Here is a 16,531-nt window from a genome sequence, read left to right on the forward strand (position 1 = left end):
CGCACGCCGCCCCGGGTTCACTCGACGACGAGCCCGTGGGCGGCGGCGTAGGCGAGAGCCAGGTCCATGTCCACCCGTGCTCCCGCCAGCCTGGCCTGGACCAGTCCGTTCGCGTCGAGCTTGGCACCCCGCAGGTCGGCGCCGGAGAGATTCGCGCCCAGCAGCCGGGCACCCCTCAGATCGCTGCCACCCAGATCAGCACCATCCAAATTGGACTCGCTCAGATTGGCTTCCCGGAATCGCAGTCCGGACAGCGCCATCTTGCGCAGATCCGTCTTCGCCAGCGCGGTCAAGGAGAAATCCGTGTCCCGGGCGCTGACCGTCCGCAACCGGCAGTCCGTGAAGGACGATCCCAGCAGCGAGCAGCCACGCCACGAAACCCTGGCGAGCACCGTCCGCTCGAACACACAGGACCGGAACGCCGAATTCTCGTGCCTGGACTCGCCGAGATCCGCGCCCGTGAAGTCACATTCGTCGAAAGTACAGCCCCGGGTCAACAGTCCCCGCAGATCCGCGTCGGTGAAATCGCAGCGCTCGAACCTCCTGTTCTCCCAGCGTGCCTGCGGCAGCACCGCGTCCCGGTAGTCCTGCCCGATCTCCTCGTTGTCCACCCGCACAGCCTGTCACAAGGCGCCTGGGCGCTCACCTCACCGGAAGTCGCGTGACCGGGACGGGACCCGCAACGGCAAGTGCTGCAAGCGATCGGCCAGCACGCTGACCACCCCGTCGGCACGCTCGACCACGCCACGGACCAGAAGCGCCGGGCTGCCGCGGGCGATGCGGTGGTACCGGCTCCACAGTCCGGCCGTGCACACCACGTTGACCATGCCGGTCTCGTCCTCGAGATTGAGGAAGGTGACCCCGCCTGCCGTCGCCGGCCGCTGCCGGTGTGTGACCGCGCCGCCGACGAGGACTCTCACGCCGTCCTCGACCTCGAGCAGTCCGGCGGCGGGTACGACGCCGAGGCCGTCGAGATGCCCCCGGACGAACTGGGTGGGGAAGCTGTCCGGGGACAGGCCGGTGGCCCACACGTCCGCCATCGCCAGGTCGATCTCGTCCATCCCGGGCAGTGCCGGCGCGCTCGCCCCGACCAGGCTGCCGGGCAGCTTCTCCGGCCGGTCGTCGGCCACCGCCCCGGCCGCCCACAGCGCGCGGCGCCGGTCGGCGCCGATCTCGGCGAAGCAGCCGAAGGCCCCCGCGGTGGCCAGTGCCTCCACCTGCGGCCTGGTCAGCCGCACCCGTCGCGCCGTGTCGGCCATATCCCGGAAGGCACCGCCCCGGTCCCGCTCGGCCACCAGCCTTCCGGCCAGGGCCGCACCGATCAGCCGCACCGCGCCAAGGCCCAGCCGCACCGCGTGCCCGCTCCGGCCGTCCCCCAGCGGTTCGAGGACCGGGTACGGCAGACTCGCGTTGACGTCCGGACCGCGCACGGTGACCCCGTGCCGCCGCGCGTCGGCCACGAGCGACTGCGGTGAGTAGAACCCCATCGGCTGGGCCCGCAACAGCCCCGCGCAGAACGCGTCCGGGTGGTAGTACTTGAAGTAGGCGCTGGCGAACACCAGGTAGGCGAAGCTCAGGGCATGGCTCTCCGGAAAGCCGAAGTCGGCGAAGGCCATCAGCTTCCGGTAGATCCGCTCGGCCAGCGCCTCCCCGATGCCGTTGGCCGCCGCACCGGCATAGAACCGCGCCCGCAGCCGTTCCATCTTCCGGGCGGACCGCTTCGAGCCCATCGCGTTGCGCAGCGCATCGGCTTCCGCCGGGCTGAAACCGCCGACGTCGACCGCGATCTGCATCATCTGTTCCTGGAACAGCGGCACGCCCAGCGTTTTGCCCAGCGCACGCTCCAGCAGCGGGTGGTCGAAGTCCCACTTCTCCTGACCGTTCTTGCGGCGCAGATAGGGGTGCACCGAACCGCCCTGGATCGGGCCGGGCCGGATCAGCGCCACCTCGATCGCGAGGTCGTAGAACTCCCGTGGTTTCAACCTGGGCAGGGTGGCCAGTTGTGCGCGGCTCTCCACCTGGAAAACCCCGATCGCGTCGGCCGCCCGCAACATCCGGTAGATGTTCTCGTCCGCCAGATCCAGCTTCGCGAGATCGATCCGTTCGCCCTTGTGCTCGCGCACGAGGTCGAGCATGTAGTGCAACGCGGACAGCATGCCGAGACCGAGCAGGTCGAACTTGACCAACCCCACGGAGGCGCAGTCGTCCTTTTCCCACTGCAGCACACTGCGGTTCTCCCGGCGTGCCCACTCCACCGGGCAGACCTCGCTGACCGGCTGATGGCAGATCACCATGCCACCGGAGTGGATGCCCAGATGCCGCGGGAAGTCCTCGAGCGCTCCGGCCAGTTCCAGCACCGGCTCCGGGATGTCGTGATCGTGGTCGTCCTTGGTGCTGTGCAGGGGCCCCCAGCGGTCGATCTGCTTGCTCCACGCGTCCTGTTGCCCGGGCGAGTACCCCAGTGCCCTCGCCGCGTCCCGGATCGCCGAACGGGACCGGTAGGTGATCACGTTCGCCACCTGGGCGGTGCGCAGCCTGCCGTACTTCCGGTAGACGTACTGGATCACCTCCTCCCTTCGGTCGGACTCGATGTCCAGGTCGATGTCGGGATAGCCGTCGCGGTCCGGGGCGAGGAACCGTTCGAACAGCAGCTTCCAGGCCACCGAATCGACCTTGGTGATGCCCAGGGCGTAGCAGACCGCGGAGTTGGCCGCCGAACCCCGGCCCTGGCACAGGATGTCGCTGCGGCGGCAGAACTCCACGATGTCCCAGACGATGAGGAAGTAGCCCGGGAAACCGAGCCGTTCGATGATCTCCAGTTCGTGCTCGATCTGGGCGTACGCCTCGGGCCGTTCCTCCCGGGTGCCGTACCGCCGCGCCGCGCCGCGGTGGACCTCCTGCCGGAGGAAACTCGCCTCCGTCTGTCCCTCCCCCACGTCGAACGGCGGCAGTTCGGGGGCCACCAGCCGCAGGTCGAACGCGCATTCCAGGCCGAGAAGCGCGGCCCGCTGCACCGCCCCGGGATACCGCTCGAACCGGGCCGCCATCTCCTCGCCGGAGCGCAGGAACGCCATCCCGGAGGCGGGTAGCCAGCCCTCCATCTCGTCCAGGCCGCGGCGGGCACGGATCGCGGCCATCGCCGCGGCCAGGCGGTCCCGGTCCGGCACCGCGTAGTGCACGGCGTTCGTGGCCACCGTCAGTACGCTCATGCGGCCGGCCAGTTCGGCGAGCGCGTCGTTGTGCGCGTCGTCGTCGGGATGGCCGTGGTCGGTGAGTTCGACGAAGACGTTCTCACGCCCGAAAAGCTCGATCAACCGCCCCAGTTCCCGGGCGGCCTCCTCCGGTCCCTCCCGCAGCAGGGCCCGCCGCACCGCTCCCTTGCGGCATCCGGTGAGCACCACCGTCCTGCCCGCCACCTCCTCGGCGACGGCGGCCAGGTCGTAGACCGGGCGCCCCTTCTCCGCCCGCTGCCCTGGCGGCACCGGCTCGTCATGCCCCCTCAGCTGCCCGGCGGTGACCGCCCGGCACAGGGCCGAATAGCCGTCCTGCCGCCTGGCCAGCAGCAGGAGGTGCTCGCCCTCCGGATCGGCGATCCCGTTCTGTGGTGCGGACAGCCCGAAGCTCAGCTCGGTACCGAAGACGGTTTTCACGCCGAGTTCCCGTGCCGCTTCGGCGAAACGCACCACCCCGTACATGCCGTCGTGGTCGGTGAGCGCGAGGGCGTCCAGTTCCAGCCGGGCCGCCTCCTCCACCAGTTCCTCGGGATGGCTTGCCCCGTCGAGGAAACTGAAGTTGGAATGGCAGTGGAGCTCGGCATAGGGCACCCTCCTGCGTCCCCCGGTGTGGTCGTCTCCCCGGGGCGCCGGTAGACCGGCGGGCCGGAGGTAGCCCTCGCGTTTCCGGCTCCAGGCGGGGGAATCCCCGCCGTCGAGCGGGACCGGTTCACCGGAGAGGGTGCGTTCCAGCCTGCGCCAGGGGACCGGCGGATTGTGCCAGCCCATGGTCTAGTCCAAGGGGGCCCGCGGCACGGGCAGCCAGGACACCACCGGTTCCGTCTCCCGTCCGGTGGCGAGCTCCCCCGCACCCGAGGGTTCCGTGTCCAGCCACCGCTGCAGATGCCAGAGGTAATCCTCGTCCATCAGTCGTACACTCCCTCGACAGTCCATTGTGGATTTTCCTGTCCGGTTCCGGTGAGCAGCACCGCGAGCTCCGGCTCGCCCGCCAGCACCGCCTGGATCCGGACCTGCTCACGGGACGGGCCCGCGGCCCCCGGTCGCGCACCGGCCCGCCATGGCCCGGCCCAGTCCAGGACCGGGCGGGGCGTCTCGCCCGGCAGCCCCACCGCGACCGGCGGTGCGGCCAGTTCCCGGCGCCGGGTGAGCCGGACCGGCTCACCCGCGGCGTCCAGCACCCGGGCCGGAACCGCCTGTTCGAACACCGTGGCCGGGGACGGCGCGGGCAACCGGCCCGGCCACGGTTCCTCCGGTGCGCTCTCCCGGGCCCGCCGATCGCCCCAGGGCACCAGGCGCACCCGTTCCGCTGGGCCACGGCCGCCGTCGAGCACCGCGGTGAACACGCTCTCCGGCCCCAGCAGCCCCTGCACCCGCACCAGCGCCCGGCCCGCCTTCTCCTCGGCGAGCTCGTGCCCGTCGCCCAGATCACGGGCATCGGCATTGCCCCGCCACAGGCCGAGTTGCAACGACTGCCCCGCCACGGTCTCCTCAGGAGCCAGCCGCAGCAGGCTCACCCCCGAACTCAGCCCGCCGCCGCGAAGCCAGCCCTCGAACTGCCAGCGGACGCGGTCCGCGATCCCGTGCGGGGTCAGCGGTTCCGCACACCGCCAGACCCGGCTCAGCTCCTCGCCTCGTTCGGTGGTGGCGTAAATCCCCAGCCGGGTGCAGGCGAGACCATGACCGGCGAGCCCCGCGTGGAAGCGGTCGGCCAGGGTCTTGGCCACGAACGCCGCCGCGTCCACCCGCTCCAGCGGCGGATCGAACTCCTTGACCACCGCCAGTTCCGGCGGCGGACGGCGCCGGTGCGGCGGCCGTTCCGACCGCCCGCTCGCCAGCCGGTGCGCCAGCAGGCCCGCACTGCCGAACCGTGAAACGACATCCCGCCCGGCCAGCCCGGCGAACGCGCCGAGCGTGCGCAAACCCAGACGCCGCAACAGATCCACCAGCTCACCGCGCCCGGCCTCCGGCTGGTCGAGCTCGGCGATGCTCAACGGAGCCAAAAACTCCCTCGTCGTGCCTCGCTCCACCAGCATCGACCGGTGCGCCGCCAGCGTCGCGGCGAACAACCCGTCGGCGACCCCGATCTGGCACTCCACCCCTGCCCGGGTGGCGACCTGATCGGTCAGCAACTCGGCGAGCCGGAGCTCACCGCCGAAGTACCCGGCCGCCCCGTCGACCGGAACCGCGACCACGCCCGGCCGCACCACCTCGACCCCGACCACCAGTTCTTCCACCGCGGCCGCGACCGGCTCGAACAACCGCGCGTCGCGGGCTTCGTCATGCCCGAGCACCGCCAGCTCCGGACAGCGGGACTGCGCGTCCCGCCGTCGCATGCCCCGGCGCACACCCGCCGAGCGGGCGACCGCGGAGCAGGCCACCACCCGGTTCGCGGAGAACACCGCGGCCGGCCGGTGCGCGGGCACCCCCGCGGCCGTGGCCGCCGCGACCGCGGGCCAGTCCGGGCACCACAGCACCAGCATCCGTGCCGGGAACTCGTCGTCCCGGCCGCTCATCCGGCCTCCTCGGCCGGTGCGGTGCCGCCGGGCGTGAGGCCAGGAGCCGGGGCTCGGCGGGCTCCCGCACCCGCCGGCCCCGGCAGCACCAGTTCCGCGCACCTCGGCCGCGCCGCCGCACCCCGGCCGGCGACCCGGACCTCGATCCGCCGTTCCCGCAACCGCCCGTGCCCGGCCGAGGGGCCCGTCCACTCCCCGGCCGAACAACTCACCTCGAGCTCCGCCCCCGGCCAGGCCCCCAGGGACAGCAGCGCCGCGCCGCGATGCCGTGCCCGGGTGGACAGCCGCCGGGCGATCGAGGGACTGAGCGCGACCCCGGGGGCGACCGCGACCAGATCCATCCCGTCCAGCAGGACGGCGGTAACCGGCGCGAACTCGGCCCCGGGCCTGGGCACCAGCGCGAGCCTGCGCACCTCGACCCCGAGCTCGGCAGCGGCGACCAGGCCCAGGTTCGGCATCCCCACCGCGGCCGCCCACGAGCCGGTCGCGGTGGCCTCGGCCAGCAGCGCCAGCAGCAGGGAGGTCGATCCGCGCACCGCCACCGTGCCGCCCCGGCGCAGGCCACCGGCGGGCAGGAGTTCCCGCAGCTCCGGCAGCACGGGAAGCACCTGGCCGGTCGTCCGTGCGTGCGCGGAGGCCGCGGCGACCCCGCTCGCCGTGCTCATGCCCGGCAGAGCCGCCAGTTCCGCGACCGTCACCGCAACCCCCTCACCGTGCTTCGGCTCCCGCTCGCCAAGGGGCGCGAGGGGAGGGAAACTCACCGTGGGGAAGCCGGTGACCTGATCTGAACGTCAGTCGAACACCAGTTCGACAAGTTCAGTCTGCAATGCCGCCGCCACCCTGTCAAGCCGGGAACCCGGCCCGGACGCGAACAGGGCCGCGAGGGAATCCCTCGCGGCCCTGCCTGCGGTCTCGGTCCAGCGGATCTCAGTGGGTGAAGTGGCGCGTGCCGGTGAAGTACAAGGTGATCCCGGCCTCCTCCGCGGTGGCGATGACCTCCGGATCGCGGATGGAACCGCCGGGCTGCACGACCGCGCGGACACCAGCCTCGATCAGCACCTCCAGCCCGTCCGGGAACGGGAAGTAGGCGTCCGAAGAGCCCACCGCGCCCTTCGCGCGTTCACCGGCGCGCTGCACCGCGAGCCGCGCCGAGTCAACCCGGTTCACCTGGCCCATCCCGACACCCACGGTGGCCCGGTCATGCGCGAGCACGATCGCGTTGGACTTGACCGAACGCAGCGAACGCCACGCGAACTCCAGGTCGGCCAGGGTGTCCGCGTCGGCGGCCTCGCCGGTGACCAGCGTCCAGTTCTCCGGGTTGTCGCCCGGAGCGTCGATCTTGTCCACGGTCTGCACCAGCATGCCGCCCGAGATCGGCCGGAACTCCAGCGGATCCGGGTTGGCCAGCGGCGGCAGGCGCAGCAGGCGGATGTTCTTCTTGCGCTTGAGCACTTCGAGCGCGTCCTCGTCGAAGTCGGGCGCGACCACGACTTCGGTGAACACCTCGGCGATCTGCTCCGCGGCCTCCAGGGTCAGCGGGCGGTTGCTGGCGATCACGCCGCCATAGGCCGAAACCGGGTCGCAGGCGTGCGCCTTCCGGTGTGCCTCCGCGATGTCCGCGCCCACCGCGATCCCGCACGGGTTCGCGTGCTTGATGATCGCGACCGCGGGCTCGGTGAAGTCGGCGGCGGCACGGCGGGCCGCATCGGTGTCCATGTAGTTGTTGTAGGACATGGCCTTGCCGTGCAGTTGCTCCGCGTGGGCCAGCCCGTCCCGCCAGTGCTTGTACACCGCGGCCTGCTGGTGGGGGTTCTCGCCGTACCGCAGGATCTCGCCGCGCTCCCAGGTGGCGCCGGTGACGTCCGGAAAGCCGGAGTCGTCGGCCGGAGCGTAGGAGTTGGCGAACCAGGCCGACACCGCCATGTCGTACGCCGCGGTGTGGGCGAACGCCTGCGCGGCGAGCCGCTTGCGGTCCTCGAACTCGAACCCGCCGTCGCGGACCTTCTCCAGGACCCAGCCGTACCGCGCCGGGTCGACCACGACGGCCACGCTGCCGTGGTTCTTGGCGGCGGCGCGGACCATGGCGGGCCCACCGATGTCGATGTTCTCGATGCAGTCTTCTTCGCCCGCACCCGAGAGGACGGTCTGCCGGAACGGGTAGAGGTTGACCACCAGCAGGTCGAACGGCGCGATGTCCAGCTCACGCAGCTGCGCCTCGTGCTCGGGCCGGTTCCGGTCCGCGAGCAGCCCGGCGTGCACCCGCGGGTGCAGCGTCTTCACCCGGCCGTCGAACGACTCCGGGAACCCGGTGACCTCCTCGACCGGCGTGACCGGCACCCCGGCGTCCGCCAGCGTCTTGGCCGTGCCGCCGGTGGAGACGATCTCCACACCGGCCGCGTGCAGCGCGGTGCCCAGCTCCAGCAGGCCCGTCTTGTCCGACACCCCGATCAGTGCTCGCCTGACCGCTCGCCGTCCCGTCACCGGAAACTCACCTTCCGTCCTTCCACCGTGCAACCACCTCGGCCCAGCCGTTCCACCACGTCGACGAGCAGGCGCCGTTCCACCACCTTGATCCGCTCGTGCAGCAGGGCCTCGTCGTCATCGGTTTCGACGATGACGGCCTCCTGCGCGATGATCGGCCCGGTGTCCACGCCGGCGTCCACGAAGTGCACCGTCGATCCGGTGACCTTGACCCCCATCGCCAGCGCGTCGGCGACCGCGTGCATGCCGGGAAACGACGGCAGCAGCGCCGGATGGGTGTTGATCACCCTGTTCGCGAACCGGGCGAGGAAGTGCGGCCCCAGGATCTTCATGAAGCCCGCCGAAACCACCAGGTCGGGCCGGTACGCGCCGACCGCCTCGGTGAGTGCCTTGTCCCAGGCCGCGCGATCGGGATGGTCGCTCATCCGCACCGTGAAACCGGGTATCCCGGCCCGCTCGGCACGCGCGAGCGCCTCGACACCGTCCCGGTCCGTGCCGACGGCGATCACCTTCGCCGGGAAGGCCGGCCGCTGGGTCGCGTCGATCAACGCCTGCATGAGGGTGCCGGAACCGGACGCGAGCACGACCACCTTGACCGGCGTGGGCAGGTCCAACCGACTGGACTCCAACGCCTCTCCTTCGCCCGCGATTAACCTTGCGACCAGCCTAGCTGGGCTCTTCCGGCTCTTCCGAGGTGGGCGGCGCCTCCACCACGGCGGGATCTTCGGGTTCTCCGGCCTCCCCGCTCTCGTCGGCCGGCTCGAATTCCGGTTCCTCCGGCAGTTCCTCCAGAACCTCTTTGCCGTCTTCTCCCCCGGGCTCCAGGCCCGGGTCTTCCCAGGTCGTGGGCACGGACCGGCGCCGGGGACCGGTCAGCCACGCCACCAGCGCGCCGGGGACGGCGATCCAGCCGAAAGCGGCCACCGACGTGAGCCCGGCCGGGATCACCACCGGACCGAACGAGCCGCTGCCGAGCCTGCCGCCTGCCAGCGTGCCGAGCACCACACAGGCGAAGCCGACCACCGTGCTCGCGATGAGGACGGTGCGCAGGCGGGCCCACGGATTGCCGTCGCTGTGCCGCAGGTACCAGCCGACCAGGGCACCGACACCAGCAGGCAGCAGCATCAGCATCGGCCACCAGCGAGCCTGGTGTTCCGGCAGGCCGGCGAGCAGGGGCAGGCCGGGGAGCGCGCCGCCGTGGAAGACGAACGGCGTGAGCGACACCGAACCGAGGGAGAACCCGGTGCCGACAGTGAACGCGAGCGCACCGATCACCGCGTTGGGCAGGTATCCCAGCGACAGCAGCAGCATCCCGGCGCCGCTGCCGAACCCCGGCGCATTGGTGCCGAACAGTTCGCGCGCCGTGCCCCCGGAAACGGCGAGCGTCACGGCGAACACGAGCGCCCCGGCCGCGAGCAGACCCGCCATGCCGAGCGCACCCGCGCGAAGGCCGCGCAGCGCGGCGGGGTCGAGGTACTCGCGTACCACGCCGGCCAGCCCACACTGGCGGGCCAGTCCGGCGGTCGCGCCGACCCCGGCGACGAGAGCGGGAACCAGGAACGCGGTGAGTGGTTCCACGGTGCCGGCCCGGCCGTTCATCCCGATCGCGACCAGCACCCCGAACAACGCGTGGGCGACGACCATGGGCGCGACCACGTTCACCGCCTGGCCCGGGTCGCGGTAGCCGAGACGGCGGGCGGCGTGTGCGGCGGAACCGGCGACGAGCCGGGCCATCCCGGCGGTGGCGAGCAGGGGTAGCACTCCCAGTGGCCTTCCCCCGATGGCGACCGGGACTTGGTAGGCCGCGAGCAGGCCGGGGCCGGCGGCTCGCAGGACACCGGCGATGGAGAAACGCGCCGCCGGTGCCAGCACGGTGATCAGGGCGAACAGCGCGACGACCAGGGAGTAACCCGCCAGCAGCGGACCCACCGCGGCCGCGAGCAGCGTCCTGGCCGCGGCAGTGGGCCGCTCAACGGCCCGCCCGGCACCCCCTCGCCGGTCGCCTGCCCCGGCACCGGGGCGCGAACGCGAGGTGAGCAACTGCATGTCCGGCACCCTCGCACCGCGGCCACGCCGTTCGGATGTGCCACGCCGCCGGTCGGTCATGGTCCGGCCCACACCTCACCCGCCAGGGGGGCGAAAAGGCCGCCACCACGGTCCTCAGCGCCCGTGATGACGGCCTTCACGACTTCTCTCAGCCCTGCTGGGCGGTGCCGCCGGGAGGGGTACCGGGGCCACCCGGCTGCTGGCCGGACTCGGCCGGGCGCGGCTGGTAGAACTGCCCCTGCTGCGGGGCGTAGACGGTGGACTGCGGGGTCACCGGCGGGCCGAACTGGGTGCCCTGCGGCCCGCCCGGCGCGTCGCCGCCCTGATGCTGCTGGCCGAAGGCCTGCGGCGGCTGCTGCTGGCCGTACGGCTGACCGTAGACCGGCTGCTGCTGCGGGCTGGGCAGCTTGAGTACCCCCTGGTCGAACAGCAGGGTCGCGATGGCGACCAGCATCTGCAGGATGCCCAGGATGAGGATCACCGTGAGCACCCCCGGCGTGTCGACCCGGGCCGGGACCCTGACCACCGCCAGGATCGCGTTCAGCCCGCCGAGCACGCTGAACAGCGCGGCGAAGGGCAGGATCTTCGGCCCCTGCGGCAGCACCTTGAGCGCCGCGAGCAGGCCGCCGGCGAGGAGGAAGTTGATCGCCCAGTCGGCGCCCGACGCCTCGTCGGAGAACCCGATGAAGTAGTTGACCAGGCCGAGCAGCGTCACCGCCAGCGACAACAGCACCGTGAGGTTGCCGACCGACAGTGTCGCCGAGGGCGCCTGCTGCTGTGGGAAGCCGCCCGTGCCGGGTGCCTGGGGATGGGAGTGTGCGCCGCCACCCTGCTGGGGGTAGCCCGGCCCACCGCTGGGGAAGGTCATCCGTGCTCTCCTGTCGTTTGCCTGAAGCCAGGCGGCCGATTCGTCCGGAAAAAGCTAGCGCCAGTGGTCCGGAACCGCCCCTCGGCCTATCCGACGTACGGCGGCGGCAAACGGTTGCGTCGACTTTTCCGGGTGGAAGACGCGACCGGCCGGGCCCCCGCAGGAGCCCGGCCGGTCGTGTTCGGATCACCGCTCAGTGGAGCTTTTCGTACAGCTCACGGGCGAGTGCGGCGGTTTCGGAGGGGGTCTTGCCGACCTTGACACCGGCCGCTTCGAGGGCTTCCTTCTTGGCCTGCGCGGTGCCGGAGGAGCCGGAGACGATGGCGCCTGCGTGGCCCATGGTCTTGCCTTCGGGCGCGGTGAAGCCCGCCACGTAGCCCACGACGGGCTTGGTGACGTTGTCCTTGATGTAGGCCGCGGCGCGTTCCTCGGCGTCGCCACCGATCTCACCGATCATCACGATGACGTCGGTCTCGGGGTCGGCCTGGAAGGCCTCGAGTGCGTCGATGTGGGTGGTGCCGATGACCGGGTCACCACCGATGCCGACCGCGGTGGAGAAACCGATGTCGCGCAGCTCGTACATCATCTGGTAGGTCAGGGTGCCGGACTTGGACACCAGACCGATCCGGCCCGCACCGGTGATGTTGGCCGGGATGATGCCCGCGTTCGACTTGCCGGGGGAGATCACACCAGGGCAGTTCGGGCCGATGATCCGCGTCTTGTTCCCCTTGGCCACGTTGTGGGCCCAGAAGTAGGCGGAGTCGTGCACCGGGATGCCCTCGGTGATGACCACCGCGAGCGGGATCTCCGCGTCGATGGCCTCCAGGACCGCGTCCTTGGCGAACTTCGGCGGCACGAAGATGACCGACACGTTGGCGCCGGTCTCCTTCATGGCCTCCTCGACCGTGCCGAACACGGTCAGGTCCTTACCCGCGATGGTGACGGTCTGCCCGGCCTTGCGGGCGTTGACCCCACCGACGATGTTGGAGCCGGCCTGCAGCATCTTGGTCGCGTGCTTGGTGCCCTCGGACCCGGTCAGGCCCTGCACGATGATCTTGCTGTCGGAATCCAGGAAAATCGACATAGCCCTTACGCTCCCGCCGCCGCCAGCTCGGCGGCCTTGTCCGCGGCGTTGTCCATGGTGTCCACCAGCGTGACCAGCGGGTGGTTGGCCTCGGCGAGGATCGCGCGGCCTTCCTCGACGTTGTTGCCGTCCAGGCGCACGACCAGCGGCTTGGACGCCTCGTCACCCAGGATCTTCAACGCCTCCACGATGCCGTTGGCCACCGCGTCACACGCGGTGATACCACCGAAGACGTTGACGAACACGCTCTTGACCGCCGGGTCGTTGAGAATGACGTCCAGACCCGCGGCCATCACCTCGGCCGACGCGCCACCACCGATGTCGAGGAAGTTGGCCGGCTTGACCCCGCCGTGCTTCTCGCCGGCGTAGGCCACCACGTCCAGGGTGGACATGACCAGACCCGCACCGTTGCCGATGATGCCGACCTCACCGTCGAGCTTGACGTAGTTGAGGTCCTTCTCCTTGGCCTTGGCCTCCAGCGGGTTCTCGGCCTGCTTGTCCACCAGCTCCTCGTGCGAGGGGTGCCGGAAGGAGGCGTTGTCGTCCAGAGTGACCTTGCCGTCCAGGGCGACGACCTTGTCCTGCGGGTCGCGCACCAGCGGGTTGACCTCCACGAGCGTGGCGTCCTCGGCCACGAAGGTCTCCCACAGCTTGACCACGACGTCCGCGGCCTGCTCCAGGATCGCCTCCGGGAACCGCGCCACCGTCAGGATCTCCACGGCCTTGGCCTTGTCCACCCCGGCGATCGCGTCCACCGGCACCTTCGCCAGCGCCTCCGGCCGCTCCACGGCCAGCTGCTCGATCTCCATGCCGCCCTCGGCGGAGGCCATCGCCAGGAAGGTGCGGTTGGCCCGGTCCAGCAGGAAGGAGACGTAGTACTCCTCCGCGATGTCCGAAGCCTCGGTCACCAGCACCCGACGCGTGATGTGGCCCTTGATGTCCAGGCCCAGAATGGCCTCGGCCTTCTCCTGGGCCTCGTCGGCGTTCTGCGCCAGCTTCACACCACCGGCCTTACCCCGGCCACCGGTCTTCACCTGCGCCTTCACCACGACCTGCCCGCCGATGCGCTCGGCCGCAGCCCGGGCTTCCTCCGCACTACTCGCTACCGCGCCGGGCAAAACCGGCACACCGTGGGCGGCGAACAAATCCTTCGCCTGATACTCGTAGAGGTCCACTACTCCAGTCTCCTGACGACAACACGCCACTGTGCTCAACGCTCGGCCACGAGGAACGGGGTGGTCGGCCTGGCTCGGCGGCGTGCCTGTTGCAAACCATGCTGCCGGACGAGACGACACTATCGAGCTGCGGAGAAACGCGGGGCGCCACCTCCGGTGAACTCTGTCACCGTATGGATCCAGTGGGTCGTTTCGAGTTGTGAAACGCCCCACGTGCGGCCATTACGGCCGCCAGAACGAGAGCCAGTACACAGCCGAGCGCGAGCCACCAGCCGAGACCGGCGTGCGCCCCGGCGATCTCCGAGCCCGCCAGCGGGAGCTCCGCGACGCGCAGTCCGGCGAGGCAGGCGGCCCCGGCCAGCAGCGCGGCCGCCCGCGCCGGGCGGCACCGGGGTGCGAGCGTCGCGGCACCGAGCACCAATGCCAGGCCGAGCAGCAGACCCCAGGACGGCGTCCCGAAGTTCGTCGAAAGCGCCGGTTCCACGTAGTCGGGGGCGACGATCACCGGTGTGCCGAACGCGCCGACGGCCAGGATCGCCCCGGCGACCAGCGGAGTGACCAGATCGGGCCCCGGCGGCACGGCCGCACCCGCGGTTTCGTCCAGTTCGTCCCGTTCCACCATTCCCGCCACCACCGAGCAGCAGCCGGTGGCGCCCGCGGCGACGGCGGCCGTCGCCGTCCACAGCACACCGGTCCCCGGGCTGAACGCACCACCGAGTTCGGTGGCGGTGATCGCGGTGGTGAGCACCGCCGTCGCGGCCAGCGGCACACCGGCCCAGGCGACCGACAACGCCGGTCGCACGAGTGCGGCCACCCTCGGCGGGAACATGGCCGCTCCGAGTACCCCGGTCGGCAGTCCGGCGGCGAGCAGCAGCCAGCGCCAAGGGCTCTGCGGCCCCGGCAGTCCGTGCACCATGACCACCTGCGGGGTCAGCGTTCCGGCGACCGCCGTGACCAGGGTGATCGCGGCGAGTGCGCCGGTGACCTTCTGGAGCCGGGTCTTCCCCGGCAGACTCGCTTCCGCCGCCTCGTCGTCACCCGAGGGCGGGCGGACTTCGGTGACGGGCAGGAAGGCCACCACGGCCAGGCCCAGCGCTCCGGCCAGGACCACGATCGGCCCGGCGGCCACCGCCACCCCCGTCAGGACCAGGCCGGACACGAGGTTCGGCAGCGACACCGCCACCGCCGCCGCCGTCACCCCCAGCAGTCCGCCCCGGCCGAGCTCCCCGGTTCCCGAGCTGAGCGACAGCCATGCCGCGACCGGCAGCGCGAAGGCGAGCAGCAGGCAGCCCGCCAGTACGAGCGCCGGGGCTTCGAAGGCGCTGCCCACCGGCAGGAAGGCGTCGTCGGTGGACAACGGTGCCATCAACACGCCCACCGCGGCGATGCCCGCGAACAGCGTTCCGGCCAGCAGGCGACCTCGGCCCACGTTCCCCGGCTCGGCCCGTGCTCCGAGCGCGCTCACCGCGGCGACACCTGCCGCGACGGCGAAGACGTGGCCGGCCAGCAGCAGCCACAGCCCGGCCGCCGGAGCAGGCAGTTCGAAGACCTGCGTCCGGTAGAGCTCCGGCCTGGTCGCGACCGAGGGATCGGCCAGGAACTGGAGGTCGGCCACGGCCCGCCCAGGAGCAAGCGCGGCCGCCCCCGCCAGCACCCCGGCGGCCGCCGAGATCCGCGCGCGCAGGACGAAGACGGCCACCAGTGCCATCGGGGCGAGTGCCAGGACGATCAGCAGGGGCGCACTCGAATAGCCCGCCGCACCGCCCGAGACGACGGGTAGCGCCGACCCGAGCGCGCCCAGGACGGCTGCCGTCGCGCCGAGCGCGATAGCGGTGTGCAACGTGGCATTCGGCCCTTCGAGGGCGTCCGGCCGCCGGGATTCGGTCGGCAGATCAGTCCGGGTCATTGTCAAGGAACGCTAGCAAGGAGCCCCGCGCTCCACCTGCGGCGCCGATATTCCGCCTGCCAACAAACTCCCCTCTCCACGTAATCGATCTCACACCAATGGGGTAATTGCGGTTCCACTCTCCGTTATCACTCCTGTTCGCGGGCGCGCATGGTGGACACATTCGGCCCACCGCGGGGCGATGCCTTGCCCGGAACCGTCCCCCTTGGTTACTGTCCCCGGGACCCCATTACGGTCAGGTCACAAAGCGGACGCCGAGCCAACCATCCCCGAGGTGGCTCACCGGGTCCCCCGCCCCGGGTCCGCCGAGCTGACTCCCCGAGTAACGGAAGGCCCCACCTTGGCTCGACACCGCTCCCCCAGCGGCGAAGCCCCTTTCCCGGAACTCGATGACGCACTGGAGGGTGCGGTCGTCCGTGTCCGGGGTGGACACCGGCTTCCCGCACCGCCGTCGGCCCTGCGCGGCCGGGTCGTGGTCGCCGCCGTCGCCGCCGGCGCTTTCGCCGCCGCAGCCGCCGGGCAGACCCTGCAGAGCCTGCACTCCGGCAACTCCGGCGGCGTGACCCCGCTGGCGAACACCAAGGACGCCAGCGCCGCCTTCGCCCTCGGCGGGGACGCCCCCGCCGGCGCTCCCGAACTGCTGCCCGCGGCGCACTTCACCGACGCCTCGGACGAGGTGCAGAAACTCACCGACAGCGCGGCGGTCACCCAGGCCCGGATGGACCGCGATGCCGCCGCGGCCCGCGCCGCCGCCGAAGAGGCCGCCCGCCCGAAGACCTGCCTGCCCGCGCAAGGCATCTTCACCTCGGGCTACGGCGCCCGGTGGGGCACCACCCACTACGGCATCGACATCGCCAACTCGATCGGCACCCCGATCTACGCCGCCTCCGACGGCGTGGTGATCGACGCCGGTCCGGCCAGCGGCTTCGGCCTGTGGGTCCGCATCCAGCTCGCCGACGGGACCATCCAGGTCTACGGCCACATGAACACCTTCTCCGTGCACCAGGGCCAGCAGGTCAAATGCGGTCAGAAGATCGCCGAGATCGGCGACCGCGGCCAGGCGACCGGCCCCCACCTGCACTTCGAGGTCTGGCTCAACGGCAGCAGGAAGATCGACCCGCGGCCGTGGCTCGCCGCCCGCGGCGTCTACCTCTAACACCTGCGGCCCGCCCTCGGCGCACCCGGAAACCCTCGGTCCAGGCCACATCCTGCCCTCCCCTTGCTC

At 71.4% G+C, this 16,531-nt stretch carries 13 protein-coding genes; 1 reads left to right on the forward strand and 12 read right to left on the reverse strand.

The window, feature by feature from the left end; all coding sequences use genetic code 11:
- Positions 1 to 17: 17 nt before the first annotated feature.
- From ORV05_RS29690 to ORV05_RS29745, 12 genes are all read right to left on the reverse strand, one after another.
- Positions 18 to 611, reverse strand: coding sequence for a pentapeptide repeat-containing protein (locus ORV05_RS29690; protein WP_268755261.1), 594 nt, complete (start codon positions 609 to 611; stop codon positions 18 to 20).
- Positions 612 to 647: 36 nt separating this feature from the next.
- Positions 648 to 4,001, reverse strand: a complete 3,354-nt coding sequence (locus ORV05_RS29695; RefSeq protein WP_268755262.1) for an error-prone DNA polymerase — start codon at positions 3,999 to 4,001, stop codon at positions 648 to 650.
- 3 nt (positions 4,002 to 4,004) lie between these two features.
- Positions 4,005 to 4,139: a hypothetical protein gene (locus tag ORV05_RS29700; protein ID WP_268755263.1), complete on the reverse strand. Its 135-nt coding sequence runs from the start codon at positions 4,137 to 4,139 to the stop codon at positions 4,005 to 4,007.
- On the reverse strand, positions 4,139 to 5,746 hold the full coding sequence (locus ORV05_RS29705) for a DNA polymerase Y family protein (protein WP_456062012.1): 1,608 nt from the start codon (positions 5,744 to 5,746) through the stop codon (positions 4,139 to 4,141). The genes ORV05_RS29700 and ORV05_RS29705 overlap by 1 nt, the downstream gene beginning before the upstream one ends.
- A complete protein-coding gene (locus ORV05_RS29710) occupies positions 5,743 to 6,444 on the reverse strand; it encodes a hypothetical protein (protein WP_268755264.1) in 702 nt (233 codons plus the stop codon). The genes ORV05_RS29705 and ORV05_RS29710 overlap by 4 nt, the downstream gene beginning before the upstream one ends.
- A gap of 229 nt (positions 6,445 to 6,673) precedes the next feature.
- On the reverse strand, positions 6,674 to 8,227 hold the full coding sequence (gene purH / locus ORV05_RS29715) for a bifunctional phosphoribosylaminoimidazolecarboxamide formyltransferase/IMP cyclohydrolase (RefSeq protein ID WP_268755265.1): 1,554 nt from the start codon (positions 8,225 to 8,227) through the stop codon (positions 6,674 to 6,676).
- Entirely contained in the window at positions 8,224 to 8,841 is a 618-nt protein-coding gene (gene purN / locus ORV05_RS29720) for a phosphoribosylglycinamide formyltransferase (protein WP_268759963.1), read from the reverse strand. The genes purH and purN overlap by 4 nt, the downstream gene beginning before the upstream one ends.
- A 52-nt stretch (positions 8,842 to 8,893) precedes the next feature.
- A complete protein-coding gene (locus ORV05_RS29725) occupies positions 8,894 to 10,273 on the reverse strand; it encodes a cell division protein PerM (protein WP_268755266.1) in 1,380 nt (459 codons plus the stop codon).
- A gap of 148 nt (positions 10,274 to 10,421) precedes the next feature.
- Complete coding sequence (locus ORV05_RS29730; RefSeq protein ID WP_268755267.1) at positions 10,422 to 11,141, reverse strand: DUF5336 domain-containing protein; 720 nt, start codon at positions 11,139 to 11,141, stop codon at positions 10,422 to 10,424.
- A gap of 193 nt (positions 11,142 to 11,334) precedes the next feature.
- The gene (gene sucD, locus ORV05_RS29735; protein ID WP_144591168.1) at positions 11,335 to 12,225 is read right to left on the reverse strand and encodes a succinate--CoA ligase subunit alpha; all 891 of its coding nucleotides are present in this window, start codon (positions 12,223 to 12,225) and stop codon (positions 11,335 to 11,337) included.
- 5 nt (positions 12,226 to 12,230) lie between these two features.
- Positions 12,231 to 13,400 (reverse strand): ADP-forming succinate--CoA ligase subunit beta, encoded by a 1,170-nt coding sequence (gene sucC, locus ORV05_RS29740; RefSeq protein WP_268755268.1) that lies wholly within the window; start codon positions 13,398 to 13,400, stop codon positions 12,231 to 12,233.
- Between the two features lie 166 nt (positions 13,401 to 13,566).
- The gene (locus ORV05_RS29745) at positions 13,567 to 15,306 is read right to left on the reverse strand and encodes a hypothetical protein (protein ID WP_268755269.1); all 1,740 of its coding nucleotides are present in this window, start codon (positions 15,304 to 15,306) and stop codon (positions 13,567 to 13,569) included.
- 340 nt (positions 15,307 to 15,646) lie between these two features.
- On the opposite strand from ORV05_RS29745, the gene ORV05_RS29750 reads away from it, so the two are divergent.
- A complete protein-coding gene (locus ORV05_RS29750) occupies positions 15,647 to 16,462 on the forward strand; it encodes a M23 family metallopeptidase (RefSeq protein WP_268755270.1) in 816 nt (271 codons plus the stop codon).
- Positions 16,463 to 16,531: the final 69 nt, after the last annotated feature.

Source organism: Amycolatopsis cynarae (assembly GCF_026802195.1).
In the GTDB taxonomy this organism is placed as follows: Bacteria; Actinomycetota; Actinomycetes; order Mycobacteriales; family Pseudonocardiaceae; genus Amycolatopsis_E; species Amycolatopsis_E rhizosphaerae.